This is a genomic window from Streptomyces sp. XH2 (genome assembly GCF_049725035.1).
GTDB classification, from domain to species: domain Bacteria; phylum Actinomycetota; class Actinomycetes; order Streptomycetales; family Streptomycetaceae; genus Streptomyces; species Streptomyces roseoverticillatus.
Map to the genome: position 1 here is coordinate 1 of NZ_JBMMMZ010000018.1, position 13,439 is coordinate 13,439.

17 protein-coding genes are annotated in these 13,439 nt (G+C 71.5%); 6 read left to right on the plus strand and 11 right to left on the minus strand.

The window, feature by feature from the left end:
• Positions 1 to 409: 409 nt before the first annotated feature.
• Entirely contained in the window at positions 410 to 1,093 is a 684-nt protein-coding gene (locus tag ACOTKD_RS32630; RefSeq protein ID WP_424892610.1) for a DNA-3-methyladenine glycosylase, read from the minus strand.
• 48 nt (positions 1,094 to 1,141) lie between these two features.
• Here ACOTKD_RS32630 and ACOTKD_RS32635 point away from each other — a divergent pair, with 48 nt between their 5' ends.
• Positions 1,142 to 1,924, plus strand: coding sequence for a sporulation protein (locus ACOTKD_RS32635; protein ID WP_424892611.1), 783 nt, complete (start codon positions 1,142 to 1,144; stop codon positions 1,922 to 1,924).
• A 61-nt stretch (positions 1,925 to 1,985) separates the two neighbouring features.
• On the opposite strand, the gene ACOTKD_RS32640 is transcribed toward ACOTKD_RS32635, so the two are convergent.
• A complete protein-coding gene (locus ACOTKD_RS32640) occupies positions 1,986 to 2,417 on the minus strand; it encodes a barstar family protein (RefSeq protein WP_424892612.1) in 432 nt (143 codons plus the stop codon).
• On the minus strand, positions 2,414 to 2,878 hold the full coding sequence (locus tag ACOTKD_RS32645) for a ribonuclease domain-containing protein (protein WP_424892613.1): 465 nt from the start codon (positions 2,876 to 2,878) through the stop codon (positions 2,414 to 2,416). The genes ACOTKD_RS32640 and ACOTKD_RS32645 overlap by 4 nt, the downstream gene beginning before the upstream one ends.
• 93 nt (positions 2,879 to 2,971) lie before the next feature.
• Between ACOTKD_RS32645 and ACOTKD_RS32650 the strand changes: the two genes are divergently transcribed.
• A complete protein-coding gene (locus tag ACOTKD_RS32650; RefSeq protein WP_424892614.1) occupies positions 2,972 to 3,511 on the plus strand; it encodes a YbhB/YbcL family Raf kinase inhibitor-like protein in 540 nt (179 codons plus the stop codon).
• Positions 3,512 to 3,929: 418 nt separating this feature from the next.
• On the plus strand, positions 3,930 to 4,436 hold the full coding sequence (locus ACOTKD_RS32655) for an HNH endonuclease (protein ID WP_424892615.1): 507 nt from the start codon (positions 3,930 to 3,932) through the stop codon (positions 4,434 to 4,436).
• Between the two features lie 17 nt (positions 4,437 to 4,453).
• Here ACOTKD_RS32655 and ACOTKD_RS32660 read toward each other — a convergent pair whose 3' ends face one another.
• The 4 genes from ACOTKD_RS32660 to ACOTKD_RS32675 all read right to left on the minus strand — a co-directional run bounded on the left by ACOTKD_RS32660 (position 4,454) and on the right by ACOTKD_RS32675 (position 7,711).
• Positions 4,454 to 5,227, minus strand: a complete 774-nt coding sequence (locus tag ACOTKD_RS32660) for a sulfite exporter TauE/SafE family protein (protein WP_424892616.1) — start codon at positions 5,225 to 5,227, stop codon at positions 4,454 to 4,456.
• 120 nt (positions 5,228 to 5,347) lie between these two features.
• Positions 5,348 to 6,283: an SPFH domain-containing protein gene (locus tag ACOTKD_RS32665; RefSeq protein ID WP_424892617.1), complete on the minus strand. Its 936-nt coding sequence runs from the start codon at positions 6,281 to 6,283 to the stop codon at positions 5,348 to 5,350.
• Between the two features lie 125 nt (positions 6,284 to 6,408).
• Positions 6,409 to 6,819, minus strand: a complete 411-nt coding sequence (locus ACOTKD_RS32670; protein WP_424892734.1) for an NfeD family protein — start codon at positions 6,817 to 6,819, stop codon at positions 6,409 to 6,411.
• Positions 6,820 to 6,901: 82 nt separating this feature from the next.
• The gene (locus ACOTKD_RS32675) at positions 6,902 to 7,711 is read right to left on the minus strand and encodes an ABC transporter ATP-binding protein (protein WP_356289762.1); all 810 of its coding nucleotides are present in this window, start codon (positions 7,709 to 7,711) and stop codon (positions 6,902 to 6,904) included.
• Between the two features lie 90 nt (positions 7,712 to 7,801).
• Here ACOTKD_RS32675 and ACOTKD_RS32680 point away from each other — a divergent pair, with 90 nt between their 5' ends.
• Positions 7,802 to 8,608, plus strand: a complete 807-nt coding sequence (locus tag ACOTKD_RS32680) for a hypothetical protein (protein ID WP_424892618.1) — start codon at positions 7,802 to 7,804, stop codon at positions 8,606 to 8,608.
• Positions 8,609 to 8,686: 78 nt separating this feature from the next.
• Here the strand turns inward: ACOTKD_RS32680 and ACOTKD_RS32685 are convergent, their stop codons facing one another.
• The 4 genes from ACOTKD_RS32685 to ACOTKD_RS32700 form a co-directional block, all read right to left on the minus strand.
• Positions 8,687 to 9,109 (minus strand): chaplin, encoded by a 423-nt coding sequence (locus ACOTKD_RS32685; RefSeq protein ID WP_424892619.1) that lies wholly within the window; start codon positions 9,107 to 9,109, stop codon positions 8,687 to 8,689.
• 177 nt (positions 9,110 to 9,286) lie between these two features.
• Positions 9,287 to 9,523 carry a chaplin gene (locus ACOTKD_RS32690; RefSeq protein ID WP_424892620.1) on the minus strand — a complete coding sequence of 79 codons (237 nt, stop codon included), beginning with the start codon at positions 9,521 to 9,523 and terminating at the stop codon, positions 9,287 to 9,289.
• A gap of 162 nt (positions 9,524 to 9,685) precedes the next feature.
• Entirely contained in the window at positions 9,686 to 10,333 is a 648-nt protein-coding gene (locus ACOTKD_RS32695; RefSeq protein ID WP_424892621.1) for a response regulator, read from the minus strand.
• Entirely contained in the window at positions 10,326 to 11,504 is a 1,179-nt protein-coding gene (locus tag ACOTKD_RS32700; RefSeq protein ID WP_424892622.1) for a GAF domain-containing sensor histidine kinase, read from the minus strand. Before ACOTKD_RS32700 ends, ACOTKD_RS32695 begins: the two co-directional genes overlap by 8 nt.
• Before the next feature lie 174 nt (positions 11,505 to 11,678).
• Between ACOTKD_RS32700 and ACOTKD_RS32705 the strand changes: the two genes are divergently transcribed.
• Both ACOTKD_RS32705 and ACOTKD_RS32710 read left to right on the plus strand, forming a co-directional pair.
• A complete protein-coding gene (locus tag ACOTKD_RS32705) occupies positions 11,679 to 12,377 on the plus strand; it encodes a nitroreductase family protein (protein WP_424892623.1) in 699 nt (232 codons plus the stop codon).
• Positions 12,378 to 12,715: 338 nt separating this feature from the next.
• Positions 12,716 to 13,423 carry a transglycosylase SLT domain-containing protein gene (locus ACOTKD_RS32710; RefSeq protein ID WP_424892624.1) on the plus strand — a complete coding sequence of 236 codons (708 nt, stop codon included), beginning with the start codon at positions 12,716 to 12,718 and terminating at the stop codon, positions 13,421 to 13,423.
• Positions 13,424 to 13,439: the final 16 nt, after the last annotated feature.

Here is a 13,439-nt window from a genome sequence, read left to right on the forward strand (position 1 = left end):
CCATACAGACCGGAGACGGGGTATTTTATAGTCTGGCGTTGACTTTTGGCACGCTGTTGAGTTCTCAAGGAACGGACGCTTCCTTTGTACTCACCCTCTCGGGCTTTCCTCCGGGCGCTTCCCTTCGGTATTTCGTGTTCCGACTCTATCAGATCGTTTCCCTTGCCGTTTCCGGCTCGAAATTCGTTTTCCGATCCCCGTCGGCGGGGTGTTCACTACTTTAGCGGCTTTCCCGTCCGGCTCCTAATCGAGCCGATCGAGTCCGTTCGTCGTCATATTTCGGCACAGCAAAATATGACCCCGGTCCGGGGTGACCTCGTAGTAGTGAGTGGTGCCGCCCACCGGTCCGTGCACACAGCGCGTCCGTCTCAAGCGGCTCGGGCTACGTTAGGTCTTCCTCACCCCGAAGTCAAGCACCGGCCTGTCGGCCGGTCTTGCCGGCTCCTCCCCGACCTGCTCCCCGGTTCCGCGGGACGTGCGCGCGGTAGGGGCTGACCGTCGGGTCGCCTTCCGCCCAGAACCGCCAGGGGTGTGTCGCGCCCTCGCCGCCCACACCGGTGCGCGGGCCGTTGCGGATGCGGTCCGGGTGCACGGGGTGGCCGGTGAGGACGGACAGCGGGGCGTCCGGGCCGGCGCACACGTCCGTGCCGTTCAGGCTCCGGTCGACACTCAGTGCCGTGGCCAGCCGCGCCGGGCCCTGGGCCAGCTCGCGGTCCTTGCGGGCCTTGGGGCGGCGCTCCCGGGCCAGCTCCCGGCCCCTGATCACTTCGCCCGCCCTGAGGAGGACGCCGCTCGCGGTGCCCTCCTCCCCGCAGACGAGGTTGAGGCTGAACCACATGCCGTAGATGAAGTAGACATACGCGTGCCCGGGCGGTCCGAACATCGAGGCATTGCGCTCGGTCCGGCCGCGGTAGGCGTGCGAGCCGGGGTCCGCCTCGCCCGCGTACGCCTCCACCTCCGTGATGCGGACCTCGATCGGTCCGTCGGGGGTGGTGCGGACGAGGGTCCGGCCGAGCAGCTCGGGGGCGACCTCGAGCACGGGACGGGCGAAGAAGTCCCGGGTGACTGGCATACGGTCAGGCGCGGCGATCATGCCGATCGAGCGTAACGGACCGGAACGGAAAGAGGAGAGGTCGCGGTCATGGGGTTCAAGAAGCTGCTGGCGAGCCTGGGCGCCGGAGGCGCTTCGGTGGAGACGGTGCTGTTCGAGGAGAACGTCGTCCCGGGCGGCGTCGTCCAGGGCGAGGTGCGCATCCAGGGCGGCTCCGTCGCCCAGGCGATCCAGGGGCTGTCCGTCGGGCTGCAGGCCCGCGTCGAGGTCGAGGGCGACGACAGCGAGTACAAGCAGGACGTCGAGTTCACGCGCATGCAGCTGGGCGGGGCCTTCGAGGTGCAGGCCGGGGCGGTGCACACGGTGCCGTTCGGGCTGGAGATCCCGTGGGAGACTCCGGTCACCACCTTCCTCGGGCGGCACCTCACCGGCATGAACGTGGGGGTGACGACGCACCTGGCCATCGCGCGCGCCGTCGACTCCGGTGACCTCGATCCGGTGAACGTGCACCCGCTGCCGGCGCAGCAGGCGATCCTGGACGCCTTCGGGCAGCTGGGCTTCGCGTTCAAGAGCGCGGACCTGGAGCGCGGCCACATCCGCGGGACGCGCCAGCGGCTGCCCTTCTACCAGGAGATCGAGTTCCGGGCCCCGTCGCAGTACCGGGGGCTGAACGAGGTCGAGCTGTCGTTCGTCGCGGACGACCGCGAGATGGACGTCGTGCTGGAGATGGACAAGAAGCCGGGGCTGTTCTCCGAGGGCAGTGACACGTACCGGTCGTTCACGGTCGATCTGCACGCGTACGGGCAGACGGACTGGGCGGCGTACCTCAACCAGTGGCTGGCGGAGGTCGGCGGCCGGCGCAACTGGTTCTGACCGGTCACCCGCCCTCAACCGGCTCACCCGGCGGATCACCCCGGCGGGTCACCCCCGGCACTCAGCCCAGCAGCACCGCCAGGGGTGACTCCGCCTCGGCCCAGTAGTCGACGGCGTCGGCGAGGACGGCCTCGGCCGTGCGGGCCTCGCGCGGCGTCGCCTTCCTGAAGGCGGTCCATTCCTCGGCGAGCAGCAGGAAGCCGCGTGCCTTGCCCTCCTCCCGCCACCACGAGAGGTCGGTGAGGCAGTCGGCGAGGGCGTCCCAGTTGCGGCCGAACCAGTCGGGGAGTTCGAGGTCGGTGGCGCAGCGGTCCATGAAGGCGGTCTTCGTGGTCACTCCGCCCAGGTGCAGGGTGGCCCCCCGCCAGTCGGCCTCGGCGGCGAGCGCCATGACGCGGGGGGCGGTGTCGGCGGGGGGCAGCCGGTAGACGCCCGGCGGGGTCGTGCCGAGGAGGAGTCCGGTGAGTCCGGGGGCGGGCAGCAGGTCGGTCATGGCTGTACCACCGCTTCGAAGGTCTCGTAGTGATCGCTGGTGTAGAAGCGCTCGGCGTGGCTGCCGGCGATGATGCGGCGGGCGCCCCGGTTGCGGGAGCCGGGCGTGGGGACGGTGTACTCGTGGTAGTAGCCGCGGGCCTGTTTCGGCAGCCGGTTCTCGTAGTTGCCGAAGACGGTGCCGTCCTTGTCGTACGGGAAGGGTCCGCCCTTGTCGATGAGGTCGAGGGTCTTGCGGGCCTCGGCCGGCAGCTTCTCCCGGGAGACGGTCTTCATGCCGTGCGCCCATGAGGGCGCGGGCGGTGCGGCGGCCGAGGCTCCGCCGCTCCCGCCCTTCTTGCTGTTGCCGTCGGAGGAGGAGCAGGCGGGCAGGAGGAGCAGGGGGAGGGCGGCGAGGAGGACGGTCAGGGTGCGCAGGGCGCGGCCGGCCGGTCGTCCGATGGGGCCAAACTGTCGAAGCACGCTTCGTATGGTCTCAGCCGGAGGCTCTGAGGGCTCGTTAGGCTGGCGTCTTCAGTGATCCGCAGCATTCCGCGCGTTACAGGAGGCACAGAGGTGTCCGAGCAGAAGCGACGGCCGCTCCCCCACGATTTCCACCCGCCGGTGCCCTCGTTCACGGTGGTCAGCGACGATCTGACGGACGGTGGGACGCTCGGCCGGGGGCAGGTCCACAGCGGCGGGAACACGTCTCCGCACCTGCGCTGGGAGGGTTTCCCCGCGGGCACGAAGAGCTTCGCGGTGACGTGCTACGACCCGGACGCGCCGACGGGCAGCGGGTTCTGGCACTGGGTGTTGTTCGACATCCCGGCCTCGGTGACGGAGCTGCCGGCGGGTGCGGGCAGCGGGGACATGAAGGGGCTGCCGGCGGGCGTGGTGCACGCGCGCAACGACTACGGCACGCGGGACTTCGGCGGGGCCGCTCCGCCGGCGGGCGACGGGCCGCACCGCTACGTGTTCACGGTGTACGCCGTGGACAGGGAGAAGCTCGGTCCGGACGCGGACGCGTCGCCGGCCGTGGTGGGCTTCCACCTGCGGTTCCACGCGCTGGGCCGGGCCCAGCTGATCGGCGAGTACGAGGTGCCGGCCGCGGGCTGAGGTTCCCGGGCGGGCCCGCCCGCCGGCGTGGCTCCGGCACGGCCCGGCGTGGTCGCGGAAATTCCGTTGCGCCCCGCCGCCCTTGAACCGCACAGTGGTGCATGGCTGACGGCCCCGCATGGCCGTCGGGCAGTGGACACCGCAGTGGCGGGGGCGGCGGGGCGCAGTTGCGTCCGCGGTCTGCCGGAGCCGGGCTGCGTGCCGGGCGACCGCGTCCGCTGCCGTACGCTCCGGGCCCGTGTTCGTCACGGGGGAAGGGCCCGGAGCGTTGCCCCCCCGTCCTCTTCCTGCCCGCTTTCCCTTCCTCCCTCTCAACTCCCTTTCCACTCAGCGAAATTGCGTTGTCCGTCCCGCGACGGCACCGGCACAGTTGAGCCACCTCGCCGCTGGGGCGGGGGTGGGCCGGGAGGTGGCCGGGATGCGGGAGACGTTGGTCCTCAATGCGAGCTTCGAGCCGCTGGCGACGGTGTCGCTGCGGCGGGCGGTGGTGCTCGTGCTGCAGGGCAAGGCCGTGGTCGAGCAGGCTCGCCCGGGGCGCCGGGTGCGGGGGCCCGCGGTCGAGGTGCCCGCGCCGCAGGTGATCAGGCTCTGCCGGTACGTACGGGTGCCGTTCCGAAGACGGGCGCCCTGGTCGCGGCGGGGAGTGCTGGTGCGGGACCGGCACCGGTGCGCGTACTGCGGGCGGCGGGCCACGACGGTGGACCACGTGGTGCCGCGGTCCCGCGGCGGCGAGGACAGCTGGCTCAACACGGTCGCGGCGTGCGCGGAGGACAACCACCGCAAGGCGGACCGGACGCCGGAGCAGGCGGGGATGCCGCTGCTGAACCTTCCCTTCGAGCCCACTCCGGCGGAGTCGCTGCTGCTGGCGGCGGGGGCGTACGGTGCCCCCGGCCGCCGCGGCGCCGTTCCCGAGCTCCTGCCCTAGCGCAGGACCGCCCGCGTCTAGCGCAGCACCATCTGCACGATGGCCACGACGCCCACCACGACGATGACGCCGCGCAGCGCCGTGGGTGACAGGCGGCGGCCGACCTTGGCCCCTATCTGGCCGCCGAGGGTGGAGCCGGCGGCGATGAGGAGGGCTGCGGTCCAGTCGACGTGGGCGACGAAGACGAAGACCAGCGCGGCGACGCTGTTGACGACGACGGCCAGGATGTTCTTGAGGGCGTTGATGCGCTGGAGGTCCTCGCGGAGCAGCAGGCCCATCAGGGAGAGGTAGAGCACTCCCTGGGCGGCACCGAAGTAGCCGCCGTAGGCGCTGGCGAGCAGCAGGCCCACGAGGAGGGCGGGGCCGCCGTCGGGGTGGGCGGTCGCTTCGGTGCCGTTGCGTTCGCGGCGGCGGGCGAGCGCCTTGGCGAGCCGGGGCTGGAGGACGACGAGGACGAGGGCGATGCCGATGAGGGCGGGCACGATCGCGTCGAACGCCTTGGACGGCAGGGCGAGCAGCAGGACGGCTCCGGCGAGGCCGCCGACGAGGGCGGTGGCGCCGAGGCGGACGGCCCGGGCGCCCTGGCCGCGGAGTTCGCGCCGGTAGCCGATGGCGCCGCTGATGTTGCCGGTGACCAGGCCGATGGTGTTGGAGACGTTGGCGGTCACCGGCGGCAGGCCGATGGCGAGGAGCACCGGAAAGGTGAAGAGGGTGCCGGAGCCGACGATGGTGTTGATGGTGCCCGCGCCGATGCCGGCGGCGAAGACCGCGAGTGCTTCCCAGATGGACATGGCCATCTCCTTCATGATCCGTTTGTCGCCTCCCCGCCTGTGGCAGGTCGGGGGGCCTCGCTGATCATGCAGGAGAGGGCGGTCGCCGGTCGAGAGCGAGCGCCGGCCCCGGACGGGTCGTCAGTCGATGCCCGGCTGCTCGCGGCGCGGGGAGTCCTTGCGCGTCTTGGGCGCGCCGCTCGTGGGGTTGAGGCTGCCGACGGCGCCGCTGAGGCCCTTGAGGGCGTCGCCGATCTCGCTGGGCACGATCCAGAGCTTGTTGGCGTCGCCCTCGGCGATCTTCGGGAGCATCTGGAGGTACTGGTAGGCGAGCAGCTTCTCGTCGGCGTCGCCGGCGTGGATGGACTCGAAGACCGTGCGGATGGCCTGGGCCTCGCCCTCGGCGCGCAGCGCGGCGGCCCGGGCCTCGCCTTCGGCGCGCAGGATCGCGGACTGCTTCTCGCCCTCGGCGGTGAGGATCTGCGACTGGCGGATGCCCTCGGCGGTGAGGATCGCGGCGCGCTTGTCACGGTCGGCGCGCATCTGCTTCTCCATCGAGTCCTGGATGGAGGTCGGGGGCTCGATGGCCTTGAGCTCGACGCGGTTGACGCGGATGCCCCACTTGCCGGTGGCCTCGTCGAGGACGCCGCGCAGCGCGGCGTTGATCTCCTCGCGGGAGGTCAGGGTCCGCTCGAGGTCCATGCCGCCGATGATGTTGCGCAGGGTGGTGACGGTGAGCTGCTCGATGGCCTGGATGAAGCTGGAGACCTCGTACGTGGCGGCGCGGGCGTCGGTCACCTGGTAGTAGATGACGGTGTCGATGTTGACGACCAGGTTGTCCTGGGTGATCACCGGCTGCGGGGGGAACGGCACGACCTGCTCGCGGAGGTCGATGCGGTTGCGGATGGAGTCGATGAAGGGGACGACGATGTTCAGGCCGGCGTTGAGGGTGCGGGTGTAGCGGCCGAAGCGCTCCACGATGGCGGCGCTGGCCTGCGGGATGACCTGCACCGTCTTCATGAGGGCGATGAAGACGAGCACCACCAAGATGATCAGGACGATGATGATCGGTTCCATCGGGGCTCCCCGTGCCTCTGGTCGTTGATCGGGTGGACCGGACTGATCCAGTTCGAGTCTTTCAGAACGCGGTACCGCCGTGCAGGCGTTGACGGCACTTCAGGGGGACCGGTTCGGATCGCACGTCACATGACAAGGGCCGTCGCGCCCTCGATCTCGACGACGTCGACCTGCTGGCCGGCCTCGAAGACGCTGTCCGCGTCGAGGGCGCGGGCCGACCAGGTCTCGCCCGCGAGCTTGATGCGGCCGCCGCTGCCGTCGACCCGTTCGAGGACGACGGCCTGCCGGCCCTTGAGGGCCTCCACGCCGCTGGCCAGCACGGGCCGCTGGGTGCGCTGGCGCATGGCGATCGGGCGGACGACGGCGATCAGGGCGACCGAGACGGCCGCGAAGACGATGAACTGTGCCACGGTGCCGGCGCCGAGCGCATTGGTCACGGCGGCGGCGACGGCGCCGGCCGCGAGCATGCCGAACTCGGGCATCGCGGTCACGACCAGCGGGATGCCCAGTCCGACGGCGGCCACCAGCCACCACACCCATGTGTCCACAAGGTCATGGTAGGCGCGGCGGCCGCCCCGGGACAGGGCGCCCGCGCGGGGCGCCCGTCCGGGCGGGGTGTCAGGAGAGCGGCAGGCCCTGGGCCGTCCAGCGGTCGCCCTTGCGCTCGACGACCAGCGGGAGGCCGAAGCAGTGCGAGAGGTTGCGGGAGGTGAGCTCCAGCTCGACGGGGCCGGCCGCGAGCACCTTGCCCTGGCGGATCATCAGGACGTGGGTGAAGCCCGCGGGGATCTCCTCGACGTGGTGCGTCACCATGATCATCGAGGGGGCGAGCGGGTCGCGGGCGAGCCGGCCGAGGCGGCGGACGAGGTCCTCGCGGCCGCCGAGGTCGAGGCCCGCGGCGGGCTCGTCGAGCAGCAGCAGCTCGGGGTCGGTCATCATCGCGCGGGCGATGAGGGTGCGCTTGCGCTCGCCCTCCGAGAGGGTGCCGAACTTGCGGTCCAGCAGCTCCGTCATGCCGAGGACGTCGAGGAAGGCACGGGCGCGCTGCTCGTCGATCTCCTCGTAGTTCTCCTGCCACGTGGCCGTCATGCCGTAGGCGGCGGTGAGGACGGTCTCCAGGACGGTCTGGCTGCGCGGCAGCTTGTCCGCCAGGGCGATGCCCGCCACGCCGATGCGCGGGCGCAGCTCGAAGACGTCCACGGAGCCGAGCTTCTCGCCCAGGACCTTGACCGTGCCCGTGGTCGGGAAGAGGTAGCTGGAGGCGACATTCAGGAGGGTGGTCTTGCCGGCGCCGTTGGGGCCGAGGATGACCCAGCGCTCCCCCTCCTTGACCGACCAGGAGACCTGGTCCACCAGAGCCCGGCCCTCGCGGACCACGGATACGTCCACCAGTTCCAGCACTTCGCTCATGAGCGCGTTGTCTCCCATTGCAGTCTCGTCGTCGCGGCGCCGGTAAGCGCAGCCCCCAGGGAAAACCTACGCCACCCGCCGGGGGCACCAGTCCTTAGGCTGGTGGCCATGCTCGATGAACATCGCTCAGGACGGCTCACCGCGTGGGGAAATGCCCTTATTGCGGGTTTTGCCGCACCTGATGACGCCGCGCACCACATCACCGGAGATGACGCGGTCCACCGCGTCGTGGGCCTTCCCGGTGAATCCGGGCCCGTCGGCCTGACGCTCGCGCTCGGCCGGCTGCGGGCCCTCGGGGCCACGGGCCTGCGCCTCGCACTGCCTGCGCCCGGGCACCCGCTGGGCCTGAGCGGCCCCCCGGAGTTCAACGCCCGCGCCCTGGAGGCCGGGGAGGCGGTCGTCACCACGGGAGCCGCGCTGGGGCTCGTACCGGAGGTGTACGAGGCCGGGCCGGAGGGCGACCTGCACGTCGAGGTCGTCTGGCACTGCCTGCCCGTACGGGACGCGCCGCCGGCGGACGTGCCCTCGCTCGGGGAGGCCGAGCGGGAGCTCGCGGAGGCGCTGCGGGAGGCCACGGAGGTGCTCACCCGGCTGGACGTGGCGGGGTCGGGGCCGGTGGCGCAGGCGGCATTGGAGGCCTATCGCGCGCGGGCCGAGCGCGGGAGCGAGGTGCTGGCACCGGGGTATCCGCCGCGGGCCGTCCGGGTGCTGGAGCTGGCGCGGCGCGTGGGGGCACTGATCGAGATCGCGCACGGGGCGGGGGACGGCGGCGGCCGGGAGCACGGGGCCGCGGTGAGCGCGTCGGAGATAGCGGCACGGGCGCAGGCGCTGCGGCCGGTGGAGCGGACGGCGCGGCGGGCCCAGGTGGCCGCGTACAACGCGATCGTCGAGGAGCGGGCCCGGAAGCGGCACTGAGAAGGTGAGCGGTGACGGTCGCGCGGAAGGCCCCGCGGTCCCTGAGGTCCGCGGGGCCTTCCCGGTGCGCCGGTACGGTCAGTGATCGTCGCGATCGTCGTGATCGTCGTGGTCGCCGCCCCAGTGACCGTCGTGGCCGTGCTTGTCGTGGCCTCCGTGGTGGCCACCGTGGTGGAACTCGCCACGGCTGTGGAACTCGTCCCAGCCCCGGCTGGCGTTGACGCAGGTGTTCCCGAAGGTCGGGTTGAGCAGGCCGATGATGTCGATGCTGTTGCCGCAGACGTTCAGCGGGATCTGGATCGGCACCTGGATGACGTTGCCGGAGACGACGCCCGGCGAGCCCTTGGCGACGCCATTGGCGATGGCGCCCCCGGGGTGGTGGCGGTGCTCATGCACCTGGCGGCCGCCACCGTGGTCGGTCGCGGACGCGACGCCCGCGGCGGAACCGACGGCGAGCCCTGTGACCGCCAGAGCGAGGGCTGCTTTCTTGGCACTGTTCATGGAGGGTCTTCCTTCTGCTGACGTTCTCAGCGGCCCCAGCCGCGGGGTCGCGTAGTGATGAACGCCAGCGAACCGCCGATGGCACGGCCATCGGCGGTGTTGCCCTCGTTCGGACGATTGCTCGCCCGCGCCTGCCCGGTTATGCGGCGCACACCGGGCAGGCGGGAGGCATCGGTCTTACTTGTTGATGCAGAAGTTACCGGCGGCCGGGTTGAGCAGGCCGACCACGTTGATGGTGTTGCCGCAGACGTTCACAGGGACGTGCACGGGCACCTGGACGACGTTGCCCGCGACGACACCCGGGGAGTTGACCGCCTTGCCGTCGGCCTCGTGCGCGGAAGCAGCGCCCGCACCGGCGATGGCGAGACCGCCGGCAGCGATGGTGAGGACTGCGGCCTTCTTCATGTTCTTCACTCTTCTTATGACCTTCCTAGGGCGTTGCCACGGCCAGCCGCCGCGGTACGCCATGGAGAACGGGCTGCGGCCATTCGGGTTGCGGGGCCGGGGCGACAGCCACACGGTCGTATGAATCTCTGATCAGAATGCGACGTTCCGTTTTGCCGTACGCGCTTCCGGTCAGGCTCCGATCCCATGTCGGACGGCCCACAGGGCCGCCTGCGTGCGGTCGGCGAGATCCAGCTTCATCAGAATGTTCGACACGTGGGTCTTGACGGTCTTCTCCGAGAGCACCAGCGCCCGCGCGATCTCGCGGTTGGACCGGCCGTCGGCGATCAGCGCCAGCACCTCCCGCTCCCGCTCCGTCAGCGCGTTGCCCCGCCCCTGGCCGCCGCCACCGGGGTCGTCCTGCGACAGCAGCGCCCCGGCCACCTCGGGCTGCAGCAGGACGTGCCCGGCGTGCACCGAGCGGATCGCCCCCGCCAGGGCGTCGGGGTCCACGTCCTTGTAGACGTAGCCCGCCGCGCCCGCGCGCAGGGCGGGGACGACCGTGCGCTGCTCGGTGAAGCTGGTGACGATCAGCACCCGCGCGGGGTTCTCCAGCTCCCGCAGCCGGCGCAGCGCCTCGATGCCGTCCATGCCGGGCATCTTCACGTCCATGAGGACGACGTCCGGGCGCAGCTCCTCCGCGCGCTCGACGCCCTCGGCGCCGTCCGCGGCCTCGCCCACCACCTCGATGTCCTCCTGCACCTCCAGGAAGGTGCGCAGGCCCCTGCGGACCACCTGGTGGTCGTCCACCAGCACCACGCGGATCACGTCCTCAGCCACCGGGCACCTCCATCTCGATCGCGGTGCCCAGGCCGGGCTCCGAGGTAACGGTCAGACTGCCGCCGACACCGCTCGCGCGGTCCCGCATCGACACGAGGCCCAGGTGGCGCCCGGCCTTGCGGACCGCCTCGGGCTCGAAGCCGCAGCCGTCGTCGGCCACGCACAGCGCCGCGCCCTGCCCCGCCCGGGTGAGGGTGACCTGGACATGGCCCGCCCCGGAGTGGCGCAGGGCGTTGTGCAGGGCCTCCTGTGCGACGCGCAGGAGCGCCTCCTCCTGGGAGGCGGGCAGGGCCCGTATGCCGTGCGAGGCGAAGGTGACCTTGGCCGTGTGGGCGCGGTCGAGGACCTGGACCTGGGTGCGCAGGGTGGCGACGAGGCCGTCCTCGTCCAGCCCTGCGGGCCGCAGCTCGACGACCGCGGCACGGAGCTCGTCGGTGGCCTCCGCGGCGAGCCTGGCGGCCTCGTGGAGCTCCTCCTTGGCGCGGCCCGGGTCGCGGTCGACGAGCGCGGCGGCGGCCTGGGCGGTCAGGCGCAGCGAGAAGAGCTTCTGGGCCACGGCGTCGTGCAGCTCGTGGGAGAGGCGGGCGCGCTCCTCGGCGATGGTCAGCTCGCGGCTGCGCTCGTAGAGGCGGGCGTTGGTGAGGGCGATGGCCGCGTGCTGGGCCAGCACGCTCAGCAGTTCCTCGTCCTCCTCGGTGAAGCCGCAGGTGGGTGCGGCCTCCTCAAGGCCGCAGGGCGGCTCGTCGACGCGGTCGGGCCGCTTCTTGTTGGCGAGGAAGAGGGCGCCGAGGACCTCGTCGCCGTCGGCGACCGGCATGCCGATGAAGTCGCGCATGTTGGGGTGGGTGGCAGGCCAGCCGCCGAAGCGGGGGTCCGCGCGGACGTCGGCGAGGCGCTCGGGGGTGGCCTGCTGGATCATCGCGGCGAGGACGCCGTGCTGGCGGGGCAGCGGTCCGATGGCCTTCCACTGCTCGTCGCTGACGCCGTCGACGACGAACTGGGCGAACCCGCCGTGGTCGTCGGGGACGCCGAGGGCCGCGTACCGGGCGCCCAGCAGCTCCCGGGCGGAGACGACGATCGTCTTGAGGACGTCGTGCACCTGCAGGTGTCTGCTCATGGCGAGGAGTGCGGTGCTCACGGCTGTGAGGCCGGAGCGGGGGCCATTGGTCATGGCTTTACGGTATCCGGGCCCTCAGGACCCGGGATCGGGCTCGCGGTGGCCGGGGCTGAGTCGTTCGGCCTAGGCCGGTGGTCGGGTTGTGGCCGCCCTCCCCCGGCTGCCGCCGGGGGTGCCCCGGCCGGGCGGAACGATTGCCCGCGACCAGATAGTGGGCATGTACTCGCCATGTCTATACCAACTCAGTGGACGCCCACCCACGGCGACGCCTACCGGCCCGTGCCCTACCGGCCCGAGCGCATGCCCGCCGCCGAGTCGCTCGCCCGTGCCGCGGAGCTGCGCGAGCGGATGGGGCGGCGGCGGACCGTGCGGCAGTTCTCGCCGGACCCGGTGCCGGAGCAGGTGGTGCGGGACGCGATCGCGTGCGCGGCCACCGCGCCCTCCGGGGCGCACCAGCAGCCGTGGACCTTCGTCCTGGTGAAGGACGCCGGGGTGCGGCGGCGCATCCGTGCGGCCGCGGAGGAAGAGGAGCAGCTGTCGTACGCGGGCCGGCTGGGCGAGGAGTGGCTCGCGGCGCTGCGGCCGCTGGGCACGGACGAGGTCAAGCCGCACCTGACGGACGCGCCGGCGCTGATCGTGGTCTTCCAGCAGCGGTACTGGCTGGGTGAGGGCGGGGAGAAGCGCAAGCACTACTACGTGGACGAGTCGGTCGGCATCGCGGTCGGGATGCTGCTGTCGGCGCTGCACCTGTCGGGGCTCGCGGCGCTGGTGCACACGCCGAGCCCGATGCGGTTCCTGTCGGAGGTGCTGGGGCGGCCGGTGAACGAGAAGGCGTTCGCGGTGATCCCGGTGGGGTATCCGGCCGCCGACTGCGAGGTGCCGGATCTGGTGCGCAAGAGCCTCGGCCAGGTCCTCGTGGAGGTCTGAACCCGGCGGGCACGCTGTGTGCGGAGTCGGTCGCACCGGGCGACGGGAGCGCCCGCCCGGTGTGACGCCGCGCATAGGACGCACGTCACCTACGATCGCGCCTAGTGGAGAGATAAATCCGGCATAAGCGGGTGGCAGGGACCCTTTTGACCTTCCCGCCGGCCCTCCCCGCAGGCCCCTCGGCAACGAAGCCGGATAGTACGTCACTCCTTTGCCACACCTTTTTGCGGCCGCTAAGAATTCTCCCGTTGCACGGCGCCGTCGATCGGGACGCGGCGCTTTCCGCGCCGATCCGGGCCACCGCGACTTGAAGCGATCAGAAGAGGTTCAGCACGAACATGCGCTCCCCCATCTCTGGCTATAGCCGCCTGACCAAGGTCCAGAAGTTCACCGCCGCCGGCGTCTCCGCCGCGGCCGTCGCCGCCCTCGCGGTCGCCGCGATCCCGGGCTCCGACGACTCGGCCAAGCAGTCCATGGCCGTGAAGCCCGTCGCCTGGAGCACGGAGGCCTTCGGCACCCAGGACCAGCAGGAGCAGATCGGCAAGCAGGCCGACAACGCCGCCAAGCTGGCGAAGGCCCAGGCCGAGGCCAAGAAGAAGGCGGACGCCGAGGCCGCCGCCAAGGCGAAGGCCGACAAGGAGCGCGCCGAGAAGGAGGCCGCGAGCCGGTCCGCCGAGCGCAAGCCGGTCCAGGCCGCCCCCGCCGCCCCGGCCCCCAAGGTCTACGCCAACAACCTTGACGGCTGGATCAAGGAAGCCCTGGACATCATGAAGGCCAAGGGCATCCCGGGTTCCTACAACGGCATCTACCGCAACATCATGCGGGAGTCGACGGGCAACCCGCGCGCCATCAACAACTGGGACTCCAACGCCGCCAAGGGCATACCCTCCAAGGGCCTGCTCCAGGTGATCGACCCGACCTTCAAGGCGTACCACGTCGCGGGCACCTCCTGGGACATCTACGACCCGGTCGCCAACATCACCGCCGCCTGCAACTACGCGGCCAAGGTGTACGGCTCGATGGACAACGTGAACTCCGCCTACTAAGGGCGAGAGCGCGGAC